Raw genomic sequence first — 22114 nt, forward strand, 5'->3', positions numbered from 1 at the left:
CGATTCCGAGGGATGGCTCATGTCCGATATTGCATTGCATGAAGAAGCGGTCGCCCCAACCTTGTCCCGTCCGCCCCGGCGGACGGTCGCCTGCGCCGACGCGTCGAGAGAGCGCCCGGTGCAGGTCGTCTGGTGCGATGACGTCAAGCGCGGCGACATCGCGCAACCTAACGCGCCGAAGCTCGGCGTCGCGGATACGCTCGCGCACGCGCAGAGCACCGCGGAACGCAACCGGATCGTCGCAAGCCTGCTGCACCTGACAGGCTTCTCGACGTTCGCGTATTTCGCGCTCGAATTCTCGCGAGAGCGCGTCGAAAGCCTCTACCTGCACGAAGCGTTCACGCCGACCACCTACCGCGGCGACTACGTGCGGCACAACCATCACGACATCGATCCGCGCACGCTCGACGCACGCGTGTGCAACATGCCGATCGTGTGGGACCTGCAGCAGCTGCGCCGCGAACACCGCGCGCGCGTCGACGGCCCGTGCGTGACACCGGCCGCGCTCGACGGCTTCCTGCAGACCATGCAGGACGACGGCATGTGCAGCGGCATCATGTATTCGATGGCCGTGCCCGGTACGCGGCTGCACGCGTTCATGAGCTTCACCGCACCGCGCCGCACGCGCGAGTGGATCACGCCGGCGACGATCGAGCAGGCGCTGTCGATCGGGCTGTCGGTGCACAAGTTCGCGTCACCGCAACTGATCGCGACGTCGCGCGAGCGCACGGTCAACGGGCTCACGCCGTTTGAGCAGGAACTGCTGCTCGGCATCGCGGAAGGCGCATCCGACAAGGAGATCGGCCGGCGCCTCGACACCAGCGCGCACAACGTCGACTATCACCTGCGCAAGCTGCGCAAGCGCTTCGGCGTCGCGAACCGGATCCAGCTCACGTACCTGACGTCCAAGCTCGAGCTGATCTGACGCCCGCACGACGCACCCGCGCAAACGAACATGCCGGCCTCGCGGGCCGGCATGTTCGGGTTGCGGCGCGGCGCCGCTTCGTGCCGGACGGGCGCCGTTACTTCAGCAGCGTCATCTGCACGACCTTGACGATCACGAGACCGACCGCGATCACCAGATAGCCGCGCAGCACGGCCATCCAGACGCGCGTCGCGACCGTCATGTTCTGCGGCTCGAGCGAATCGAGCGGCGGCATGCGCCACGTGTCGCGCAGCGCGCGATCGATGCCCGGCTCGACGACGCGCTTGTTGCGGCGGATCAGCACCGTCGCGAGATAACCCGCGATCGCGAGCACCGTGCCGCCGACCAGCACGTCGACGATCGCTTCGCCGCTGATGTCCGGATACATCACCGACGCGGTCAGGATGATCGACAGCAGCACGAGCACCCAGATCACCGCGCCCGTGAACACGTTGAGCTTCGTCGAGTTGACCCACGGACCGAGCACCTGGCGGTCGTTGCAGAGCACGAGCAGGAACACCGTCGCGCTCGGCAGCAGCACGCCCGCGAGCGTCTGCACCGCTTCGGTCAGCAGGCCGAGCGGGCTGCCCGGGATCAGCACGAGCGCGGCAGCGGCCGCGACGATCCCGAAGTAGACGAGGTAGAAGCCCTTCGCATCCGACACGCCGCGATGCAGCGAATGACGGATCTTGAACACGTCGCCGATCGCGTACGCGGTCGACAGCGACACCGCCGCCGCGCCGATGATGCATGCGTCGAGCAGCGCGACCGCGAACAGCGTCGCGCTCGTGCGGCCCGCATACCGCTCGAGGCCCGCGATCACGCCGCCCGCATCGGTGAAGTTGCCCGCTTCCGGATGACCGCCGAACAGCGCGGCGCTGAAGCCGATCATCGCGACCGCGCCGATCAGCACGAACGCGATGCCGATCCACAGGTCGATCTTCTCGTACTTCATGAAGCGCGGCGTGATGCGCTTGTCGATCACGTAGCTCTGCTGGAAGAACAGCTGCCATGGCGCGACCGTCGTGCCGACGATGCCGATCACGAGCAGCATCACGTCGGACAACCTCGTGTGCGCGGGCCAGTTCGGCACGAAGAAGTCGCGCGACATCTGCGACACCGGCGGGTGGATCGACACGAGCACCGGCACGAGCAGCAGGCTCAGCACGCACAGCCCGATCGCGAACCGCTCGAAGCGCCGGAAGTCGCCGGTACTCACCGCCGCCATCGTCAGCGCGGCGGCCACGCACACGCCCGCGACCTTCGGGAGCCCGAAGAAAGCCAGCACGAACGTGATGCCGATGAACTCGGTGACGATCGTCAGCGCGTTGAGCAGGAACAGGTCGATCACGCTGAACGCGCCCCAGAACTTGCCGAAGCGCTCGAAGATCAGGCGCGCATGGCCGACGCCGGTGACCGCGCCGAGGCGCAGCACCATTTCCTGGTTCACGTACAGCACCGGCACGAGCAGCAACAGCGTCCACAGCAGCGTCGTGCCGTAGTTCTGGCCCGCCTGCGTATAGGTGCCGAATGCGCCGGCGTCGTTGTCGCCGACCATCACGATCAGGCCGGGGCCGATGATCGCGAGCAGCGTGCGCAAGCGCGCCCACCACGTGCCGCGCGCGGCGGTGTCGTGATGCGAGATCGTGCCGAGGGCACCGCGGATGTCGCCGAGGTGGGCTTCGTCGAGCACCGCGCTGCGCTCGACGGCGATCGGTGGAGAGACGTTGGATGGCGTGGACATGATGAATTCCGTACGGCTGGTTTTTTATCCGGCCAAGCGTGTGGCCTTGGCATACGCGCGCGGAACGGGCCCGCGTGCGCATGCCGAGACGCGCTCGGCGTGTCAGTTCAGCAGAGCAACGATTTCACCCGGGTGAACAAACGGGAGAACACGCGCGGACGAGCGTCGAGCATCGGCATCGCGTCGTCGTACAAACGCGGTTGCACGAGCTGCGGGAGATTCGACAACAGAAGGCCGAAGTTCATGGTCTGGCTCCTGGCGGCGACGGCATGCGTGCCGGCCGCGTGGTGGGCGCGGGGCCAGTCCGGGGCCTGAACGACGTGTCAGGCTAGTCGGCCGGAATGTCCCTGCGACCCGGGTTCGAAAGGGTCTGTCGATGCAACGGGCATAAGGGACAACTGTCACTGTCGTTCATGGCGGCTCCTGTGCGGTGTTCCGGAAAACACGATTGACCGCCGTCCGGCGCGCGGACCGCCATTCGGGTGCATGCGACACGCATGCGCGAACGCGGCCGCGCACCGGGCGGCGGCGAAACCGGATGACGCATGCGCAAACGCATCACGCTAACCGGAGCGAATCAGGGTGCACGTAGGGAGTTGCTGCGGAATACTGCTGCGCGCACCGTTTGCCTGGGGGACAAACGGCGGCTTCGATGAGGCGCGGACGTCGGTCGCTCAGGCGGAAACTTGGTTCGAAGATCGACTACTGCAGGCGTCCAAGGCGGCGGCCCCAAGAGTGAAGATGGCGGATTCTATGGACCGGCCGAAACGGAAGTCAACCCTTTGGCACGCCCTCCGGGGAATATTTTTTCCGGCACTCGCACGCTGAAAGATTTGCGCCCGGAATGACGCGCCGCAACCTTTCAGCGCACGGGCGGGCGCGTGCCGCCGATGCGTGCGAGCAACAGTCGCCGCGAGCCGCCGGCGGGACACTGTGCCGGACATCGACCAGCCCGGCTGCGGCGGCACTGCCGGTCAGAAATGCGCAACATCGCTGCCTTTTTTGCTTGCTCCGCAGCAAAACTCGCGACTACAATCCGCCCCAATTCATCAAGGGAGTCCCTCCGTGGACACATGCTCCAGTTGCAGTTCGACGCCGGTCCAGGCCGGCCAAGCCATCGCGAGATAGCAGCCAGCATGTCGGTGCCGCTAGCTCGCATTCGTCGGGTTAGCGCGCGTCCTCCCGGGTCGGCATCGCCGGTTCGTCCGTCGCACGCTCCGTTACGTTCCAACCGCCGATCGCAGGTCGCTTCATGCGCCCGCGCTCGATCACGTCGTCCAGCATTCGCCGGACCGGACGGAGGTACGTCATGTTCTTTCAATCGTTCGCAGCCAGACTCAAGCGACGCGTACACGTCGTGTGCGGCCGCTCGGGCGTTTCGACCCTGTCGCCGCTCGCCCGAACATTCAGCAACTGGCGCGGCAGCGCGCTCGCGCACATGCCGGCGGCACCCCGCCCGCTCGACTGCGTGCTGGCCGGCGCGGTGGCGGCCGCCATCGCGCTCGTCGCGCTGCTCTGCACGGCGGCGTCGCGCCTCGGCTTCACGCAGGTGTGGCGTATCGGCGGCTGGCTGCCGTAAGCGTCGGCGCCGAGCGGCCGTGCGCCCACGCGCCGCCCGCGCCCATGCCACCGCCTCACGCCTCCACTTCCTCAGCCAACCAGACAATCAAACAACGGAGCCCGCATGAAGAATCGCTTCGAACCCGCGCCGCGCAAACCACGTCTCGATGCGCTCGCAACGCTGTTGCTGTCGCTCGCCGCCGCTGCACCCGCAATCGCACAATCGTCGTTGCCAGCCACTGCTGCCGAACCGGCGGCCGGTGCCAGCGACACCGCCCCCACGCAGGCCGCCGATGCTGCCGCGCCCGCCCCAACCGGTTTCCTGGAGCGCTCGAACCTGCTCGGCAACATGGGCGGCCTGCGCGACGTCCTCGGCGACCACGGCGTCACGCTGAGCCTGCAGGAAACCAGCGAATACCTGTACAACGCCGCGGGCGGCACGAATCGCGGCGGCGCGTACCAGGGCCTCACGCAATTCGGCTTCAACGTCGATACGGAAAAGGCGGTCGGGCTGCCGGGCGGCACGTTCAACGTGTCGGGGCTGCAGATCCACGGCACCAACCTCACGCAGCGCTATCTGCAGACGCTGCAGACCGCGACCGGCATCGAGGCGAATTCGACCACGCGACTGTGGGAGCTCTGGTACCAGCAGGCGTTTCTCGACGGCAAGGCCGACGTGAAGGTCGGCCAGCAGAGCGTCGACCAGGAATTCATGGTGAGCCAGTACGCGGCGACGTTCATGAACGCGACGTTCGGCTGGCCCGTTCTGCCGGCGACCGACCTGCCGGCCGGCGGCCCCGCGTATCCGCTGTCGTCGCTCGGCGTGCGGCTGCGCGTGAAGCCGGCCGACGCGTGGACCGCGCTGGTCGGCGTGTTCGACGGCAACCCGGCCGGCCGCAGCGACGGCGACGCGCAGGCGCTGAACGCGCACGGCACCAACTTCAACCTGCGCAGCGGCGCGTTCGTGATCGGCGAACTCCAGTACGCGCTGAACGCGGCGCCCGCCGATCCGAAGGCGCCGCAACCGGCCGGCCTGCCGGGCACGTACAAGCTCGGCTTCTGGTATCAGTCGCAGCACGCGAACGACCCGCGCGTCGGCACGGACGGGCTGTCGCTCGCGAATCCGGCCAGCAACGGGATTCCCGCCACGCATCGCGGCAACTACGGTTTCTATGCGGTCGCGGACCAGATGGTGTGGCGGCCGTCGGCCGACAGCCCGCGCTCGGTCGGCGTGTTCGCGCGCGTGATGGGCGCGCCGGGCGATCGCAACGTCGTCGATTTCGCGGCGAATGCGGGCGTGACGCTCAAGGCGCCGTTCAAGGGCCGCGACAACGATACGGCCGGCATCGCGGTCGGCTACGCGAAGATCGGCTCGCATGCGCGTGCGCTCGACGGCGACACCGGCGCCTACACGACACCCGGCTATCCGGTGCGCCGCGCGGAAACGGTGATCGAGGCGACCTACCAGTACCAGGTCACGCCGTGGTGGCAGTTGCAGGCCGACCTGCAGCATTTCTTCCGGCCGGGCGGCGGGATCCCGAACCCGAACGCGGCCGGCGCGCGCATCGGCGACGAAACGGTGCTCGGCGTGCGCACGACGATCACGTTCTGACGCACAGCGCATGCGACACGGGCCGGACTACCGCGTGCGCGGCGGTCCGGCCCGTGTGCATTCAAGTGCCTGCGTGCGACGCACGCGGCCTCTCACTCGCCGTACAGCCCGAGCAGTTTCAGCGTGACGCCGTTGGTCCAGCCGAAGCCGTCCTGCAGCGGATATTCGCCGCCACCGCCGCCGCCCTCGCCGGCCCCCTCGACCACGTACTTCTCGACGAGCTTGCCTTCGGTCGCATACACATGCTTCACGTCGGCCAGGAAGCGCGTGCCGATGTCCTTCGCGAGCGCCGGTTCGCCGTAACGGCGCAGCCCTTCGATCGCGATCCACTGCAGCGGCGCCCAGCCGTTCGGCGCGTCCCATTGCTGGCCCGTGTTCTCGGTCGTCGTCGCGAGACCGCCCGGCTGCAGCAGTGTCTTGCGCACCTCGCGCGCGGTCGCCTTCGCGCGCTCGGGCCATGCGACGCCGGTAAACAGCGGATACAGCGTCGCGGCCGTCACGCCGTCGCGCGGCTTGCGCAACGGCCAGTCGTAGTCGCCGTAATAGCCGTGACGGTTCCACAGATAGTGGTTGATCGCGGCCGCGCGGCGCGCCGCCCGCCCGGAAAAGTCCGCGACGCATGCGACGTCGTGCGTGACCGTGCAGCCCTTCACGATCGTCCTCTCGAGATGGAACATCAGGCTGTTCAGGTCGACCGGCACGATCGACGTCGTGCGGATCGTCGCGAGCGTCTTGCCGTCGCCGAACCAGCGCGAGCTGTAGTCCCAGCCGCTTTCGGCGCCCGCGCGCAGGTCGCGGTACACCTCGTTCGCGGGGCGATCCGGCACGGCCTTCGCGGTCGTCACGTCCTCGCGATACGACTCGTCGCGCGGCGTGTCGCTCGCGTCCCAGTAGCGGTTCAGCACCGCGCCGTCCGGCATCGCGACCACGTGCCGCGCGGCCTGCCCGCGCGGCGTCGTGGTTTCGCCCTGCATCCAGTACGCATGCTCCTTGCGCAGCGCCGGCAGGTATTTCTGGTAGACCTTGTCGCCTTCGGCCTGCGCGGCGAGCGTGACCATGTACGCGAAGAACGGCGGCTGCGAGCGGCTCGCGTAGTACGTGCGGTTGCCGTTCGGGATGTGCCCGATCGTATCGATCAGATGTGCGAAGTTGTCGAGCATGTCGTCGACGAGATCCTCGCGCCCCGATACCTGCAGCCCGAGCATCGTGAAATAGGTATCCCAGTAGTAGCCTTCGCGGAAGCGCCCGCCCGGCACCACGTACGGCTTCGGCATCGGGATCAGCGAGCTGTACGGCGGCACGGTCGCACTGGTGCGCGTGAGCTGCGGCCACAGCCAGTCGATGTGCTGGCGCAGCGTCTGGTTCGGCGGCGGCGTGAAATGCTGGTCGACGAACGCCTTCAGCGAGAAGCCCGGCTGCGACTTCTGTTGCTGATACAACTGCATGATCGTCGCCGGATCGGTATCGGGCGTCGCGTCGACGAAGGTCTTCTGGTCGGGATAGCGCTGCGCGGTCTGCACCGCGACGAACAGGTCGCCGTAGAGCTGGCTCGGCGGCGGCAGCAGCGTGCTGCCGGAGGCCGGGCTCGCGAGCGCCGCCGAGGCCGGCGCGGCGGACTGGCCGGCCGCCTGCGCGGCCGCGTGATTCGCGCTGTCGGCTTGCGCCGCGCAGCCGGCGACGGCCAGGTACGCGATGGCCATGACGGCCGCCCAGCGCAGGCGCGGCGCGGGCATGGGCGAGTGCGAGTGCGAGGCAGGATGCGATGCGGTCGATGCGGCACGACGTGACGTCATGACGTGTCCCCTCCTTTCGATGGTGAGTGGATCGGCAGGGGTCTCGTTCGCGCGTGCGCTCGTCTCGATGGCCGTCGATCGATGCGCGTCGTTGTATTCCGCAGATGAGTTCCGACTGTCGCACGAAAGGCGCATCGCACGCAAGTTTCGGTTCCGTGCCTGCTCGGCTGCGTCACAGGTCATGTCATGCATTGCGACGGCACGGCAGTCGTCTCTTTTTGCCGGCACGGCAACAGGAACGACCGTTGCAACATGCGGAACAAGCGTTGTCTCACGTGACGCAACGACCACATTGTGGGCATAATGGCGACTTTACCGCGCGCCCTGCCCATGTCGCCCGTCTTTCTAGCACCGCTCATCGTTGCCTGTGCGTTGTTCATGGAAAGCGTCGACGCAAACATCATCGTCACCGCACTGCCCGCGATGGCGAGGGACTTCGGGCACAATCCCGTCACACTGAACATTGCGATCACGGCCTACGTGGTCGGCCTCGGCGTCTTCATCCCGATCTGCGGATGGCTCGCCGACCGCTTCAGCGCGCGCTCCGTATTCCGCACCGCGATCGGCATCTTCGTCGCCGGCTCGCTGATGTGCGCGGCCTCGAATTCCCTCGGCGTGCTCACGTTCGCGCGCTTCGTGCAAGGCGTCGGCGGCGCGATGATGGTGCCGGTCGGCCGGATCATCATCTTCCGCGCGGTGCCGCGCTCCGATCTCGTGCGCGCGATGAACTACCTCGCGATTCCCGCGCTGTTCGGGCCGACCGTCGGGCCGCTCGTCGGCGGCTTCATCACGACCTACCTGCACTGGCGGATGATCTTCTTCATCAACGTGCCGATCGGCATCTACGGGATCTACCTGGCGAGCAAGCACATCGCGAACACGCACGAGCCCGATCCCGGGCCGCTCGACTGGTTCGGCTTCCTGCTGTCGGCAAGCGGCGCCGCGCTGCTGCTGATGGGCCTCACGCTGATCGACGGCTCGCTCACGTCGCGCGCCAACGCGCTCATGATGTGCGCGGCCGGCGCGGTGATGCTCGCGCTCTACGTGCCGTACGCGCGCCGCAAGGCGCGTCCGGTGCTCGACCTCAGCTTCCTGAAGATCCCGACCTACCACGCGAGCGTGGTCGGCGGATCGCTGTTCCGCATCGGCCTCGGCGCGGTGCCGTTCCTGTTGCCGCTGGCACTGCAGGAAGGCCTCGGGATGAGCGCGTTCCACTCCGGGCTGATCACCTGCGCGTCCGCGCTCGGCGGTGCGATGAGCCGCTCGACGGCCACCCATACGCTGCGCCGCTTCGGCTTTCGCACGGTGCTGATCTACAACGCCGCGTTCGCGGGGCTGGCGATCGCCGCGTACGGCCTGTTCCATCCGGGCATGGCGACCTGGGCGATCTGGACCATCGTGCTGGTCGGCGGCATCTTCCCCGCGCTGCAGTTCACGAGCCTGAATTCGATGATCTACGCGGATATCTCGCAAGCCGACGCGGGCCGCGCGACGAGCCTCGGCAGCGTCGTGCAGCAGATGTCGCTCGGGCTCGGCGTGACGGTCGCCGGCCTCGTGCTGCACGTGTCGCACTGGCTGCAGGGCCATCAGACGATGGTGTGGTCGGATTTCTGGCCCGCGTTCGTCGTGGTCGGGCTGTGTTCGTTCGCGTCGATTCCGATCACGCGGCGGCTGCCGCCCGGCGCCGGCGACGAAGTCGCGCGCGGCAAGCGGCAATGAACGGGCTGGCTGGCGGGAACAGGCAGTCGACCGAAAAAACCGGAAAACAAAAAAAATCAGCGGACATCCACACGGGGCCGGTGCACAGCCGCATGGATGTCCGCTCAGGGCTCCGGGTCTCTCGTTGGGGGTTGAGAATCCCAGATCTGCTTCCTGCGTGCCATTGACATATGTGCGTCGGAAGCGGAATCGGTGCGCGCACATTGCGTCGCGCCATGTCCGCACTATAGGGAAAGTCGCGCCGCGCATCTGTCAAGCATTGTCAGACGCGGCGCGCGCGCGTGCGCATCGCACACGTGCGCCGCTTTCGCGCTAAAGTGGTGCCCGACCGCCACCCTCAGCAGCCGCTCCGATGCTTACGCTCTCGCCCGCCGCCGCCCGCGCGCTGCATCTCGCCGCGCAGGGCCTGCTGACCCCGCCCCGCCGCAAGGCCACCAAGGCCGACGTGCTCGACACGATCCGCCGAATGGCGCAGTTGCAGATCGATACCATTCATGTCGTCGCGCGCAGCCCGTATCTCGTGCTGTTCAGCCGTCTCGGCGACTTTGCCCCGCGGTGGCTCGACGAACATCTCGCCGAGGCCCGCCTGTTCGAATACTGGTCGCACGAAGCGTGCTTCCTGCCGGTCGAGCAATTCGGGCTGATGCGCTACAAGATGCTCGATCCATCCGGGATGGGCTGGAAATACGCGGCCGAATGGCACGAGCGGAACCGCGCGGACATCGAGCGGCTGCTCGCGCGGATTCGCGACGAAGGCCCCGTGCGGTCGGCGGATTTCGTCCGCGAGGACGGCGTGAAGGGCAACGGATGGTGGGACCGCAAGCCCGAGAAAAAGCACCTCGAAGTGCTGTTCACGACCGGCGAGCTGATGGTGTCCGAGCGCCGCAATTTCCAGCGCATCTACGACGTGCGCGAACGCGTGCTGCCCGGCTGGGACGACGCGCGCGACCTGCCGCCGCGCGACGCGGTGCTGCCCGCGCTGCTCGACCATACGTGCCGCGCGCTCGGCGTCGTGCGCGCGGACTGGGTGGCCGATTACTACCGGCTGCCGCGCCGTCCGTACCGCGCGGAGCTCGACCAGCTCGCGGTCGCGGGCGAGCTGATTCCGGTGGAGATCGCCGGCTGGAAGGAGCCGGCCTACGTGCATCGCTCGCTCGAAGCGCTGCTGCCGGCCGCCGCGGCCGACACGCTGCGCTCGACGGTCACGACGCTGCTGTCGCCGTTCGATCCGGTGGTGTGGGACCGGCGGCGCGCATCGACACTGTTCGGGTTCGACTACACGATCGAGTGCTATACGCCCGCGCACAAGCGGCGCTACGGCTATTTCTGCCTGCCGGTGCTGCATCGCGGCCGGCTGATCGGGCGCGTCGACGCGAAAGCACATCGCGCGCTCGGCACGTTCGAATTGAAGGCGGTGCATGTCGAGCCGGGCGTGCGGTTCGGCAGCGGGCTCGCGGCCGACGTCGCGAAGGCCGTGAAGAAGCTCGCGGCGTGGCATGGCACGCCTGAGGTGACGGTCGCGGATGCGCCGCCGGCGCTCGCGAGCGCGCTGGCCGGCGGTTGATCTGCCGGCGCGGCGCGACCGCTCGCCCGTCGCCAGCGTTCGTGCCGGCACCGTTGTCGCCGCGCCGACGCGCAGGCGCACCGCGCGTCAGCCCCCGTGCAGCCGCTACCGCTTCGCGGCAATCCAGCGGGCAATGCCCGGCCACACGTCCTTCAGCGTGCGCGATCCCATGAATAGCCCGATATGCCCGCCCGGCACGAGCTGGCGCGTCACCTGCGAGGCGGGCGTCCCCACCAGGTCCTGCGCGGCAAACACCTGCTCCTGCGTCGTGATGTCGTCGGCAGCGCCGGCAAGCAGATAAACGGGGCACGTGATCGCCTTCAGGTCGAGCGTACGCCCGAGCGCGACGAACGTGCCCTTCGCGAGCCGGTTCTCCTTGAAGATCTGCACGATTGCCTGCAGATACCAGCGGCCCGGCAGATCGATCGGACTTTCGTACCAGTTCGCGAATGCTTCGCGCTTGCGCAGGTAGTCTGCGTCGTCGAGGTGTTCGTACAGGTCGACGTGCTCGGCGAGATAGTGCTGGTCGGGATGCATGTTCTTCCAGCCGCGCAGCATGAAACGCCCGCGCATCAGGCCGCCGCCCATCGTCACCAGTTCCTCGTAGAACGACGTCGGACAGGCGTGCGCCATCCGCTTGATCGGGCCGTCGCCCGCATCCGTGTCGATCGGCGCGCCCGCGAGCACGAGGCTCGCGACCTTGTGCGGAAAACGCGCCGCATACATCGCGGACATCCACCCGCCCTGGCACAGACCGACGAGATTCACGCGCCCGCCGAGCTCGTCGACGCATACGTTCAACTCGGCCAGGTACTGGTCGATCTCGAGATCCCGCATGTCCTCGGTCGCCGAGCGCCAGTCGGTCAGGTACACGTTCGTCACGCCGTGCTCGCGCAGCGTCTGCATCAGGCTCTGCCCCGGCTGATAGTCGGCGATCATCGCCCGATGCCCCGCATACGGCGCTTCGACGATCGTCGGCAGCCCGTGCGCCGGCGCGACCGAATAATCGCGGAACGTCATCGTGCGCAGTTCCAGCAGCGCGCGGTTCGGCGACGCCAGCGCCGGATGCGGTTCGCAATGCAGCTTCTCCTCCTCCGCGGCGAAGCGCAGGTTGCGCGCGGTGAATTCCGAGCCCAGCCGGAACATCGCAGCGGCGGCGGCCATCGGCCAGAAGATCGGCAACGCCGGAGCGTTGGCAGACGGCGTGGCGGGCGCGGCAGGCGTGGTGGTATCGGTATCGCTCGAATTCATCGAATGCCTTGCTCCGTAGAACATGAAGGGGAAAATCCGGGTGCCGGGCTGTACAGCGATCGTCCGCGCTGCACCCGCGACGAATCGCACGTCTCAAGCGCCGTCTTGACGTATGCGTACTTCGATGCGTGTGCATCGATCTTCCGATGCTGACGGCAAGCGGCCATCGAACGCCCGGTGCGGCGACCGGTGAACCCATTCTGGTCCGTAACCGGACGCGATCGCTTGATCGCCGTCAATCGTTTCAGGTGAAATCCCGATAGCATGAAATCGCGCGATGACAGTTCGATGGCCGCGGCGCGATACCGACCTCACGGCCGACCCCACGACCGACATCGCGTCGCCACAGCGCACCGGCGATACCGGGCGACCTGCCTCCCGCCTCCCATGCACATCCGCGAAATCCGCTCGAAGATCACCAGTACCTCGTCCACGCGCAAGATCACGAAGGCGATGGAAATGATGGCCCGCACCAAGATGGCGGGCGCGCAGCGGCGGGCGCGCGATTTCCGGCCCTACGCGGCGCGCATCCGGGAGATGGCCGAACGCGTGCTGCGCGACCGGTCCGGCCACGTCTCCGCGCTGATGGCAAGACGCATGCCCGTGCGCCGCGTCGGCCTGATCGTCGTCAGCACCGATCGCGGGCTGTGCGGCCCGCTCAACACGCGGCTGCTGGTCGAATGCGTGGATGCGCTCGAACGCTGGGACCGGGCCGGCGTCGCGTGCGAACTCAGCGTGATCGGCGCGCGCGGTATTGCGCCGCTGATGCGCCACGGCGCGACCATCACCGCCCGCGCAAGCGGCCTCGCCGCCGAGCCGCACTTCGAGCAGCTGCTCGGCGCATTGCTCGTGCCGCTCACTGCGTTCGTCAACGGCGAACTGGACGAGCTGCACATCGCGTACAACCAATTGACGAGCCCGCTCGCGTACTCGCCGCGCATCGACGCGGTGCTGCCGATCACCGGCCTCGCCACCGGCGCGCCGTCCGGTGACGCCGCGACGTCCGACTATCTGTATGAGCCTGCGCCGAAGCCGGCCGTGGACACCTTGCTGCTGCGCTACGTCGAGGCGACGCTCTACCAGGCCGTCGTCGAGAATTACGCGTGCGAGCAGTGCGCGCGGATGTTCAGCATGCAGACCGCGACGGAGAATGCCGATCGCGTGCTGCGCGAGTTGCGGCACCTGTATCAGAAGACGCGCCAGGCGCAGATCACCACCGAGCTGTGCGAGATCGTCGCCGGCGCGGCGGCGGTTTGAAGGAGACATACATGCCGACGTCGATGAAGCTCGACATCCTCAGCGTGGAGGACGTGCTGTATTCGGGCGACGCACATTTCGTCGTCGTGCCGGGGGAAAGCGGGGAGCTCGGCATCTACCCGCATCATGCGCAGCTGCTCACGCGGCTGCGGCCCGGCGTCGTGACGCTCGTTGCCGCGCCGGGCGGCGAGCACCGCCGCCTGCTCGTCGCGGGCGGCCTGCTGGAAGTCAGCCGCGACGGCGTGACGCTGATCGCCGATCACGCGCTGCGCACACCCGAACTCGACGACCTGCGTGCACGCGAAGCACGGCATGCGGCGGACGTGTGGCGCCGGCGCTTCGCGCACGAAAACCAACGCGCATTCGATTTCGCATCGGCGCGTGCGGAGTTGATGGACGAAATCCGGCGCTTCTTCGCGCTGGCGATGCACCAGCAGTCCGCGCCGCACGACACGGCGGGCGCGCTCAGTCGCGCAGCTTGCGAAACCGCGGGGTGCCGTCCGGCAGGTTCTCGTTGAACATCGCTTCCGGCCGCACCCACAGGCCGCGCGCATGCGGCCACAGATGCTCGTATACGACCACCGATTCCTCGGTCTCGGAATGACGGGCGACGCCGATGTAGCGATACAGCCCGCCCTTGTAATGACGATGCGTGGCGAGCTGTTCGGCTTCCTGTTCGGTCATGATCTGCTTCCCTTCGGCAAAAACGAAAGCGCGTATTGTATGCGCTCGCATGGGTTCGCCCCGCGTCAGCGTTTCGCGTAGATATCGGGGCGGCGGATCTCCATCAGCCGCTCGGGATGCGCGGACGGCCCGAAGCCGACCGGCCGGTACAGTTCGTGCGCGTCGGTCGTCACGAGCATGATGCGGCGCAGGCCTTGCACCATCGGCTGCGCGAACACGTGGTCGATCAGCGCGCGGCCATGGCCCTTGCCGCGTTCGGCCGGCAAGACGAACACGTCGCACAGGTACGCGAACGTCGCATGGTCGGTCACGAGCCGCGCAAACCCGACGAGCCGGTCGCCGACATACGCGCCGAAGCACAGCGAGCCTTCGATCGCGCGCTCGACGACGTCGCGCGGGATACCCTGCGACCAGTACGCTTCGCGATGCAGGAAATCGAAGATCACGTCGATGTCGAGTTCGCGCTTGTCGGTGGAAAATCTCAGCGTGGCGGGGGTGGCTGCGGGCACGTCGGCTCTCCGGTCGGATCGGGGGCGGAGCAGCAACGATAGCGCGGCGCGGAGTGGGCGACAAGCGAGGTTCGACTCGACATGTACAGCAAACCGTACAAGATATCCGCTCGTGCCATACTTGTACAGTTTCAAGTACAAGTGAGGCCAATCATGCGCACGATTCACTTTTCGGATGCCCGCGGCAATCTGAAGACCGTCATCGACCAGGTCGTCGACGACGCGGACGTGACGCTCATCACGCGTCGCGACGCGCCGAATGCAGTCATCATGTCGCAGGAATACTATGACAGCCTGATGGAGACAGTTCACCTGCTCCGCTCGCCGGCCAACGTCGCTCACCTCGAGCGCTCGATCGCGCAGTTGCGCAAGGGCAAGACGAAAGAGCACAAGCTCGCGGGGGACGATGAATGAGCGTCCGCCGCGTGCTCTCTACTTCCGACGCGTGGGACGACTACGTTTATTGGCAAGGGCAAGACCGCAAGACGCTCAAGCGCATCAACCAGCTCATTCGTGAAGCCCAACGGACCCCGTTCGAAGGCATCGGCAAACCCGAACCGCTGAAGGCCAATCTGTCCGGATTCTGGTCGCGCCGCATCGACGATACGAATCGTCTGGTCTACGAAGCGGACGATCTTCAGATCAGCATCGTGTCCTGCCGCTACCACTACGAGTAGCAACAACCCGATCCTCCCGCATCGCCTCATGCCCTATCGACTCATCGCATTCGACTTCGACGGCACCCTCGCCGATTCGCTCGACTGCTTTCTCGCGGCGCTGACGGAGGCATCGCGCCTGCACGGCTTTCGCGACGCGACGCCCGAGCTGCGCCCCGCGCTGCGCGGCATGTCGGCGCGCGAGATCATCCGCGCGCTCGAGGTGCCGATGTGGAAGGTGCCGCGCGTGACGATCGACATGCGGCGGCTGATGCGGCCGCGCATCGCGCACGTGAAGCTGTTCCCCGGCGTCGACGCGACCTTCGACGCGCTCGCCACGCGCGGCATCCGCATCGCGATCGCAACGTCGAACACCGAGGACATCGTGCGCGACCGGCTCGGCCCGCACGCGAGCCGCCACGTCGATACATTCGCGTGCGGCATTCCACTGTTCGGCAAGGCGCGCCGGCTGCGCGCGCTCGTGCGCGAAGCCGGCATGCAGCCCGCCGACGTGCTGTACGTCGGCGATGAAATCCGCGATGCCGAAGCGGCACGCCGCGCGCGCGTCGCGTTCCAGGGCGTCGCATGGGGTTACACGGCCCCCGGCGCGTTGCAGGCACATTGCGCGACGCCGTTGCTGCCGCGCCTCGACGCACTGCTCGATCGCGTGTGACGGTGCCGTGCGCATCGCGCGTTCGATTCGACGCGTCGTGACCTGACCCGACGCCGTGCACGCACGACGATGAAGCGCCGATGACACGCGAGCACATCGCATCGATTGCATGCGCGTCGCGCACGCAAAAATTGCCGCCACGATGCGCGGACAGGTACGCACTACCTGTCCGCGCGCACACACATCGATTCGTCTTACCAACCGTTACACAAACCACAGCGCGGTTGCACCTGCTACCGGAGCGCTCTCCTAGAATCAGTCGGGCCGGGAAACACTTCGAACGCCGCCGCGGCAGAGCGGCGATCGAGCCCGGCCCGGGCGCGCCCGGTCTCTCTCGCACAGCTACGGATCACGCGATCCGTCCGTTAATCAGAGCCCCGATCGAAAGGAGGTCCCATGAACCGCTTTCCCCAAATCTCGCGCCTTGCACTGTCTGCCGCTGGCCTGCTTCTCGTCGCCGTGACGGCGACCGCGCAAACCGCGCAACCGGCGCCGTCCGCACCGGCCGCCGCCACGCAGACGCGCCTCCACGAAGCCGACCAGACCTTCATCACGGACGGCACGAAAACCGTATCGACGCAGCACGACGCCGCACGCATCGCCGATGCGCGCACGTCGGACAGCCAGGTCAAGGCGTTTGCGCAACGCGTGTCGACCGACGATGAGAAGATCATCCAGGCGATGCGCGCGGCCAGCCCGCGCGGCGTCGACGTGCCGGCCAACGATCCCGACAAGGCCGTGCTGGACAGCATCAAGACCCTGCGCGGTGCGGAATTCGACAAGGCGTACATCGAGCAGGTCGCGCTCGCCGGCCAGCAGAAGACGATCTCGGCATTCCAGGCCGAAATCGCGTCGGGCCGCGACACGAAGCTGAAGGAAGTCGCACGCCAGGCGCTGCCGATCCTGCAGGCGCACTACGCGGACGCGCAGAAGCTCGCGCAGCGTCATCACCTCGCATCGGCGCAGTAACGCGATGCACCGCCGCGCATCGTGCGCGGCACCCCGCTTCCCCCCGTCGCGTCGCCGTCCCCCTCTCCGGCGGCGCGACGCACGTCCCGCACGCGATACGCGACCGACGTTACGTCGCGAGCTTCGCTTTCAATCGTTCGCTGACTTCCGGCCATTCGTCGTCGATGATGCTGAAGCGCACCGAATTGCGCTTGCGGCCGTCGGGCATGATCCGTTCGTGGCGCACGATCCCTTCCTGCTTCGCGCCGAGCCGCAGAATCGCCGCGCGTGACTTCTCGTTCAGCTCGTCGGTCGTGAACTGCACGCGCACGCAGTGCAGCGTGTCGAACGCGTACGCGAGCAGCAGCCATTTCGCTTCGGTATTCGCGCGCGTGCGCTGCGCCGATTTGCTCAGCCACGTATGGCCGATTTCGAGCTTGCGATTCCTGCGGTCGATCTTCCAGAAACGCGTGCTGCCGATCGCGCGGTCCGACGCACGATCGACGATCACGAACGGCATCACGGTGCCGGCCGCGCGGCCTTGCAGCGCGGTGTCGATATAGGCGTCGATCGTGTCTTCGCCCGGCACGACCGTGACCTTCAGGTTCCACAATCGACCGTCCGCCGCGGCGTCCAGCAGCACCTGCCGGTCCGATGCCTCGAGCGGCCGCAGGGCGATGCGCTCGCCGGTGAGGGTCGGTGGTTCGACAGAAGATGAAGCGTCGGTCATGGCCGGTTCCGTTTCCGTGAAGGTGACGAGGAGGATGACACTGCGCGCGGCGAAACGCCCATCATACGGCCTGCATCAGCCGGGTAGCGCAGCGAGCCGCTGGCGAATCGCCTTCGCTTCGCCGCGCAGCGCATCGGCGAATGCGTCGACGAGCAGGCTCTTCGGCCGGTGCTCGGGCACGATCACGCTGACGCGGTACGGAAACGAGCGCGTCAGCGGCCGCACGTGCAGGTCGCGCCCGACGAAATCGAGCGCGGTCAGCGGATTGACGATCGCGGCGCCGAGCCCCTGCCGCACGAACGCGCACACCGATACGGCCGACGGCGTCTCGACCACCGAACGCGGCGCGACGCCGAGCTGCGCGAACGCCTCGTCGATCAGGATCCGGTACGGGTCGTTCAGCGACAGGCTCACGAACGGACGATCGGCGAGATCCGCGAGATCGATCGCGCGCTGCGCGAGCAGCGGATGGCCGTCGGGCAGCACGCACACCTCGTCGACTTCGAGCAGCGGCGCGAGCACGGTGCCGGCCGGCGCGACGTCGTGCTCGGTCAGCCCGAGATCGTAGCGCTGCGCGGTCAGCCACTCTTCGAGCACCGGCGACTCCTGCGTCGCGACCGACACGCTGACGCCCGCATGCGCGTCATGAAAGCGCCGGCAGGCGCCGGGCAGGATCGCGTGCGAAAACGCCGGCAGCGCGATCACCGACAACTGCCCGTCGCGAAACTCGCGCAGCCGCGCGGCCGTCGCCGCGATGCGCTCGAGCCCCACATACGCGAGCCGCACGTCGTCGAACAGCGTGAGCGCGGCCATCGTCGGCCGCAGCCGGCCATGCGAGCGCTCGAACAGCGCGAAGCCGACCACCTGCTCCATCCGCGCGAGCTCGCGGCTGATCGTGGGCTGCGACGTATAGAGCATTTCGGCCGCACGCGTCGTGCTGCCGGTGACCATCAGCGCGCGGAAGACCTCGATGTGCCGGTGTGTGAGCATGGCAATCCATATCAGAAATGAATCGAATCTCGATAAACAGGCATTTTACTGTATAGACGTTCGGGTGCATCATTCACGCTATCCGTTCATTCGATCCGACTCATCCGCCATGTCCCTCGATTCCCGCCAGCTCGCGGCGCTCGCGCAGCAATACGGCACCCCGCTGTGGGTGTACGACGCCGACGTCATCCGCGACCGCATCGCCCAACTGCGCCAGTTCGACGTGATCCGCTACGCGCAGAAGGCGAACTCCAACCTGCATATCCTGAAGCTGATGCGCGACGAAGGCGCGTGCGTCGACGCCGTGTCGCTCGGCGAGATCGAGCGCAGCCTCGCGGCCGGGTTCAGTCCGGCAGGCGAGCCGGAAGGCGTCGTGTTCACCGCCGACCTGATCGACCGCCCGACGCTCGCGGCCGTGCTGAAGCACGGCGTGACCGTGAACGCCGGCTCGCTCGACATGCTGGCGCGCGTCGGCGAGCATGCGCCCGGCCATCGCGTGTGGCTGCGCGTGAATCCCGGTTTCGGCCATGGCCACAGCAACAAGACCAACACCGGCGGCCCGCAGAGCAAGCACGGGATCTGGATCGACGACGTGCCGCGCGCGATCGAGATCGTGCGCCAGCATGGTCTGAAGCTGGTCGGCATCCACATGCATATCGGCTCGGGCGTCGACTACGGCCACCTGTCGCAGGTGTGCGACGCGATGGTCGACCTCGTCGCGTCGCTCGGCCACGACATCGAAGCCATCTCCGCCGGCGGCGGGCTGTCGATCCCGTATCGCGACGGCGAACCGCGCGTCGACGTCGGTCACTACTTCAGCCAGTGGGATGCCGCGCGCAAGCGGATCGAACGGCATCTCGGCCACGCGGTGCGCATCGAGATCGAGCCGGGCCGCTTCCTCGTCGCCGAGGCCGGTACGCTCGTCACCGAAGTGCAGGCCGTGAACCGCCGGCCGAAGCACGACTTCGTGCTGATCGACGCAGGCTTCAACGACCTGATGCGCCCGTCGATGTACGGCAGCTACCACGCGGTGTCCGTGCACACGCACGACGGCGCGCTGCCCGCGGGCCGCCCGCTCGTCGACATCGCGATCGCGGGGCCGCTGTGCGAGTCCGGCGACGTGTTCACGCAGGACGCAGGCGGCGTGGTCACGCACCGCAAGCTCGCGCAACCGCAGATCGGCGACCTGCTGTTCCTGCACGATGCAGGCGCGTACGGCGCCTCGATGTCCTCGAACTACAACAGCCGGCCGCTCGCGCCGGAAGTGCTCGTCGATCGCGGCACGCCGCGGCTGATCCGCCGCCGGCAGACGATCGACGAACTGCTCGCGCTCGAAACGTTCGAGTAACACGCGCCTTCGCGCCGCGTCCGGCGAACCGGACGCCAACGGCCAGGCTTGCCGCTACCGGCATGCCTGGCCGTTTTGCTTTTCGGCGGTCGACCTCGGAGCAACCGCTCGACCACGCCGTAGCACCTGATGCTGCGCATCCCGTGCAACCGCAGCAGATCGCTTGCACCGCGTTCGATGCCCGGAGAAAAACATTCCACGCCGCGTGGAAAGTCCGTGCATTTTTGGAAGCACTTTCCTTTTTGACAAAACTAAGATTGCCCTCAGTCGTTCAGCATTTGCGTCACCGGAACCGCATCGACGATGCAGCCGGCCTCCCCCACTCGCAAGCCGCACGGGCACCCATGAACACGATGCTTGAACTCTTCGCCGCGCACCGTTACGCCACCGTGCGCGAACGCATGCCGTAACGCATCGCGGCAAACGGCTCGCGCCGTCTCTCGCCGCACCCTGTCCCGCGCCGCATTCCACTGCGGTCCGCTTTCCGCCCACGGCGACGCCGCCCGTCGCCGCGGATTCGTACACCTAAAAATTTCGACAACACCGTTTCGACAACATCCGGAGACAACCATGAAGCCCTTCACCCCGACGCTCAAGCAAACCCTCGCCGCCGTCCTCGTCTGCGTGGCGGCCACGGCATCGCACGCGGCGGACCTGCTCGACACCGTCAAGCAGGCCGGCGTGCTGAAGATCGCGCTCGAAGGCACCTATCCGCCGTTCGACTACCGCAATGCCGACGGTCAGCTCGAAGGGTTCGACGTCGACGTTGCGAAGGCGGTCGCCGCGCGGCTCGGCGTGAAGCCGCAGTTCGTCACGACCGAATGGAGCGGGATTCTCGCCGGGCTGCAGGCCGGCAAGTTCGACGTGATCGTCAACCAGGTGGCGATCACGTCATCGCGCCAGCAGGCGCTCGACTTCAGCACGCCGTATGTGTATTCATCCGCGCAACTGCTGCAACGCCAGAACGACACGCGTGCGTTCAAGTCGCTCGACGAACTGAAGGGCAAGAAGGTCGGCGTGACGATGGGCAGCAACTATGTCGATCTCGTGAAGACGGTGCCCGCGATCGATCTGCAGGTCTATCCGGGCACGCCGGAGAACCTGCGCGACCTCGCGGCGGGCCGTATCGACGCGGCGGTGAACGACCGCCTGATGCTGAGCTACCTGATCAGGAACTCGCACCTGCCGCTACGCGCCGGCGGCGTGCTCGCCGGCGGCGAGGACCGGATGGGCATCCCGTTCCGCAAGGGCAATCCGAAGTTCGCGAAGGCGATCGACGACGCGGTCGCGTCGCTGCAGCAGGACGGCACGTTGAAGAAGATCTCGATGCAGTGGTTCGGTGCGGACACGACGAAGCCGGTCGCGCAATAACACAGCCGTCACGCGCCCGCGCGCATCGACGCGCGGGCCGGCCGCCCCCTCGGCGGCACACGACACACAATCAGGAGACACGCGATGGAAGCATTCGATCTGGTCATTCACACCCTGCCCGTGATGGTGAAGGGCGCGCTGCTCACGCTGAAGTTCGCGGTGGCGTCGATGGCGCTCGGCCTCGTCGTCGGGCTCGTGGTCGCGATCATGCGGATCGGCAGCAACCGGCTCGCGTCCGGTCTCGCGCAGGGCTACGTCAGCCTGATGCGCGGCACGCCGCTGCTCGTGCAGATGTTCGTCGTCTACTACGGGCTGCCCGATCTCGGCATCACGCTCGATCCGACGACCGCCGGCATCTTCACGCTGACGCTCAACGCCGGCGCGTACCTGTCGGAAAGCATGCGCGGCGCGATCCTCGGCATCGGCCGCGGACAATGGGCGGCCGCGCACAGCCTGGGCCTCACGCACGTGCAGACGCTGCGCCACATCGTCTGCCCGCAGGCGCTGCGCCTCGCGGTGCCGAGCCTCGGCAACACGCTGATCAGCCTGATCAAGGACACGTCGCTCGTGTCCGTGATCACCGTCACCGAGCTGCTGCGCTCGACGCAGGAAGTGATCGCCGCGACGTTCCAGCCGCTGCCGCTCTACCTCGCGGCCGCCGCGATCTACTGGGTGCTGAGCACGCTGCTCACGCGCCTGCAGGGCCGCGTCGAGACGCGCCTGTCGCTGCCGTCCACGCATTGAACATGCGCACGTCATTCAACCCGAACCTCACCCGCG

Annotated in this window: 23 protein-coding genes; 15 read left to right on the top strand and 8 right to left on the bottom strand. The window is 67.3% G+C overall.

Going from position 1 to position 22114, the window contains the following annotated elements; translation table 11 throughout:
- The first annotated feature begins 19 nt into the window (after nucleotides 1-19).
- On the top strand, nucleotides 20-925 hold the full coding sequence (locus DIE21_RS19485) for a LuxR family transcriptional regulator (RefSeq protein WP_124499245.1): 906 nt from the start codon (nucleotides 20-22) through the stop codon (nucleotides 923-925).
- 97 nt (nucleotides 926-1022) lie between these two features.
- On the opposite strand, the gene DIE21_RS19490 is transcribed toward DIE21_RS19485, so the two are convergent.
- Together DIE21_RS19490 and DIE21_RS37280 are read right to left on the bottom strand one after the other, a co-directional pair.
- Nucleotides 1023-2669 carry an Nramp family divalent metal transporter gene (locus tag DIE21_RS19490; RefSeq protein ID WP_124499246.1) on the bottom strand — a complete coding sequence of 549 codons (1647 nt, stop codon included), beginning with the start codon at nucleotides 2667-2669 and terminating at the stop codon, nucleotides 1023-1025.
- Between the two features lie 107 nt (nucleotides 2670-2776).
- Nucleotides 2777-2914: a hypothetical protein gene (locus tag DIE21_RS37280; RefSeq protein WP_185640741.1), complete on the bottom strand. Its 138-nt coding sequence runs from the start codon at nucleotides 2912-2914 to the stop codon at nucleotides 2777-2779.
- Nucleotides 2915-3978: 1064 nt separating this feature from the next.
- Here DIE21_RS37280 and DIE21_RS19495 point away from each other — a divergent pair.
- Entirely contained in the window at nucleotides 3979-4248 is a 270-nt protein-coding gene (locus DIE21_RS19495; RefSeq protein ID WP_124499247.1) for a hypothetical protein, read from the top strand.
- 105 nt (nucleotides 4249-4353) lie between these two features.
- Entirely contained in the window at nucleotides 4354-5841 is a 1488-nt protein-coding gene (locus tag DIE21_RS19500; protein WP_124499248.1) for a carbohydrate porin, read from the top strand.
- A 92-nt stretch (nucleotides 5842-5933) separates the two neighbouring features.
- On the opposite strand, the gene treA is transcribed toward DIE21_RS19500, so the two are convergent.
- Nucleotides 5934-7634, bottom strand: coding sequence for an alpha,alpha-trehalase TreA (gene treA, locus DIE21_RS19505; RefSeq protein ID WP_124499249.1), 1701 nt, complete (start codon nucleotides 7632-7634; stop codon nucleotides 5934-5936).
- Between the two features lie 330 nt (nucleotides 7635-7964).
- On the opposite strand from treA, the gene DIE21_RS19510 reads away from it, so the two are divergent.
- Nucleotides 7965-9353, top strand: coding sequence for an MFS transporter (locus DIE21_RS19510; protein WP_124499250.1), 1389 nt, complete (start codon nucleotides 7965-7967; stop codon nucleotides 9351-9353).
- 352 nt (nucleotides 9354-9705) lie between these two features.
- Nucleotides 9706-10917, top strand: coding sequence for a winged helix-turn-helix domain-containing protein (locus DIE21_RS19515; RefSeq protein ID WP_124499251.1), 1212 nt, complete (start codon nucleotides 9706-9708; stop codon nucleotides 10915-10917).
- Nucleotides 10918-11022: 105 nt separating this feature from the next.
- On the opposite strand, the gene DIE21_RS19520 is transcribed toward DIE21_RS19515, so the two are convergent.
- Nucleotides 11023-12081 carry an alpha/beta fold hydrolase gene (locus DIE21_RS19520; protein WP_260426818.1) on the bottom strand — a complete coding sequence of 353 codons (1059 nt, stop codon included), beginning with the start codon at nucleotides 12079-12081 and terminating at the stop codon, nucleotides 11023-11025.
- Nucleotides 12082-12555: 474 nt separating this feature from the next.
- On the opposite strand from DIE21_RS19520, the gene atpG reads away from it, so the two are divergent.
- Together atpG and atpC are read left to right on the top strand one after the other, a co-directional pair.
- Nucleotides 12556-13425, top strand: coding sequence for an ATP synthase F1 subunit gamma (gene atpG, locus DIE21_RS19525; RefSeq protein WP_124499253.1), 870 nt, complete (start codon nucleotides 12556-12558; stop codon nucleotides 13423-13425).
- 11 nt (nucleotides 13426-13436) lie between these two features.
- Nucleotides 13437-13943 carry an ATP synthase F1 subunit epsilon gene (atpC, locus tag DIE21_RS19530; RefSeq protein ID WP_124499254.1) on the top strand — a complete coding sequence of 169 codons (507 nt, stop codon included), beginning with the start codon at nucleotides 13437-13439 and terminating at the stop codon, nucleotides 13941-13943.
- On the opposite strand, the gene DIE21_RS19535 is transcribed toward atpC, so the two are convergent.
- Entirely contained in the window at nucleotides 13891-14109 is a 219-nt protein-coding gene (locus DIE21_RS19535) for a DUF1653 domain-containing protein (protein ID WP_006751720.1), read from the bottom strand. The two genes, atpC and DIE21_RS19535, sit on opposite strands and share 53 nt — an antisense overlap.
- A gap of 65 nt (nucleotides 14110-14174) precedes the next feature.
- Entirely contained in the window at nucleotides 14175-14618 is a 444-nt protein-coding gene (locus tag DIE21_RS19540) for a GNAT family N-acetyltransferase (RefSeq protein ID WP_124499255.1), read from the bottom strand.
- 153 nt (nucleotides 14619-14771) lie between these two features.
- On the opposite strand from DIE21_RS19540, the gene DIE21_RS19545 reads away from it, so the two are divergent.
- The 4 genes from DIE21_RS19545 to DIE21_RS19560 all read left to right on the top strand — a co-directional run bounded on the left by DIE21_RS19545 (nucleotide 14772) and on the right by DIE21_RS19560 (nucleotide 16916).
- The gene (locus tag DIE21_RS19545; RefSeq protein ID WP_059526792.1) at nucleotides 14772-15032 is read left to right on the top strand and encodes a type II toxin-antitoxin system Phd/YefM family antitoxin; all 261 of its coding nucleotides are present in this window, start codon (nucleotides 14772-14774) and stop codon (nucleotides 15030-15032) included.
- Entirely contained in the window at nucleotides 15029-15295 is a 267-nt protein-coding gene (locus tag DIE21_RS19550; protein ID WP_124499256.1) for a Txe/YoeB family addiction module toxin, read from the top strand. Before DIE21_RS19545 ends, DIE21_RS19550 begins: the two co-directional genes overlap by 4 nt.
- Nucleotides 15296-15323: 28 nt before the next feature.
- The gene (locus tag DIE21_RS19555) at nucleotides 15324-15947 is read left to right on the top strand and encodes an HAD hydrolase-like protein (protein WP_124499257.1); all 624 of its coding nucleotides are present in this window, start codon (nucleotides 15324-15326) and stop codon (nucleotides 15945-15947) included.
- A gap of 396 nt (nucleotides 15948-16343) precedes the next feature.
- A complete protein-coding gene (locus DIE21_RS19560; protein WP_124499258.1) occupies nucleotides 16344-16916 on the top strand; it encodes a DUF4142 domain-containing protein in 573 nt (190 codons plus the stop codon).
- Between the two features lie 109 nt (nucleotides 16917-17025).
- Here the strand turns inward: DIE21_RS19560 and DIE21_RS19565 are convergent, their stop codons facing one another.
- Entirely contained in the window at nucleotides 17026-17625 is a 600-nt protein-coding gene (locus DIE21_RS19565) for a GNAT family N-acetyltransferase (protein WP_124499259.1), read from the bottom strand.
- Nucleotides 17626-17700: 75 nt separating this feature from the next.
- Nucleotides 17701-18615 (bottom strand): LysR family transcriptional regulator, encoded by a 915-nt coding sequence (locus DIE21_RS19570; RefSeq protein ID WP_124499260.1) that lies wholly within the window; start codon nucleotides 18613-18615, stop codon nucleotides 17701-17703.
- Between the two features lie 109 nt (nucleotides 18616-18724).
- On the opposite strand from DIE21_RS19570, the gene lysA reads away from it, so the two are divergent.
- The 4 genes from lysA (at nucleotide 18725) to DIE21_RS19590 (ending at nucleotide 22078) form a co-directional block, all read left to right on the top strand.
- The gene (lysA, locus tag DIE21_RS19575) at nucleotides 18725-19963 is read left to right on the top strand and encodes a diaminopimelate decarboxylase (RefSeq protein WP_124499261.1); all 1239 of its coding nucleotides are present in this window, start codon (nucleotides 18725-18727) and stop codon (nucleotides 19961-19963) included.
- Nucleotides 19964-20025: 62 nt separating this feature from the next.
- Complete coding sequence (locus tag DIE21_RS19580) at nucleotides 20026-20373, top strand: hypothetical protein (RefSeq protein ID WP_124499262.1); 348 nt, start codon at nucleotides 20026-20028, stop codon at nucleotides 20371-20373.
- 160 nt (nucleotides 20374-20533) lie between these two features.
- Nucleotides 20534-21334, top strand: a complete 801-nt coding sequence (locus DIE21_RS19585) for a transporter substrate-binding domain-containing protein (protein ID WP_124499263.1) — start codon at nucleotides 20534-20536, stop codon at nucleotides 21332-21334.
- A gap of 84 nt (nucleotides 21335-21418) precedes the next feature.
- The gene (locus tag DIE21_RS19590; RefSeq protein ID WP_124499264.1) at nucleotides 21419-22078 is read left to right on the top strand and encodes an amino acid ABC transporter permease; all 660 of its coding nucleotides are present in this window, start codon (nucleotides 21419-21421) and stop codon (nucleotides 22076-22078) included.
- The last annotated feature ends 36 nt before the right edge of the window (nucleotides 22079-22114 follow it).

Source organism: Burkholderia sp. Bp9140, from assembly GCF_003853425.1.
Taxonomy (GTDB): Bacteria; Pseudomonadota; Gammaproteobacteria; order Burkholderiales; family Burkholderiaceae; genus Burkholderia.